Genomic DNA, 616 nt, shown 5'->3' with positions numbered 1-616 from the left:
ATCCCCTCCGCCACATCCTGCGCCCCCACCGGCGCCCCGTTCGCCGCGAATCTTGCCGAGAGGCCGTGGAGATACGCCGCCACGCTCGCCGCGTCCACCGTCGTGAGGCCGGCCGCCAGTAGTGAGCCCGCCAGGCCGGACAGCACGTCGCCGCTGCCTGCCGTGGCCAGCCAGCCGGTGCCGGTCGGATTCACGCGCACGGGGCCCGCGCCGCCCGCGTCCGCCACCAGCGTCGTCGACCCCTTCAGCAGGACCGTCGCCGCATACCGCGCCGCCAACTCCCGCACCGAAGCCAGCCGGGCCTCCTCGACCTCCTCCCGCGCGACCCCGAGCAGCGCCGCCGCCTCCCCGGCGTGCGGGGTCATCAGGGTCGGGGCCGTACGTTCCCGTACCGCCGCCGGGTCCGCCAGCCTCAGCCCGTCCGCGTCCAGCAGTACCGGTACGTCCGTCGCCAGCACCTCCGCCACCGTCGCCGCGTCGTCCCCGGCGCCCGGGCCGACCACCCAGGCCTGTACGCGCCCCGCCTTCTTCGGGCCGCCGTCCGACACCAGCGTCTCGGGGAACCGGGCGATCACCGCGTCCCCGGCCGGGCCGACGTACCGTACGGCCCCCGCCC

Annotated in this window: 1 protein-coding gene; it reads right to left on the bottom strand. The window is 76.9% G+C overall.

The window, feature by feature from the left end:
* Positions 1 to 616 (bottom strand): ADP-dependent NAD(P)H-hydrate dehydratase (locus L0P92_RS44830; RefSeq protein WP_234768860.1); only part of this gene is annotated, 616 nt, incomplete at both ends.

The sequence above is a fragment of the Streptomyces muensis genome (genome assembly GCF_021474425.1).
In the GTDB taxonomy this organism is placed as follows: domain Bacteria; phylum Actinomycetota; class Actinomycetes; order Streptomycetales; family Streptomycetaceae; genus Streptomyces; species Streptomyces muensis.
The sequence above is the reverse complement of the archived record's forward strand: the minus strand, read 5'-3'. Positions and strand labels throughout refer to the sequence as shown.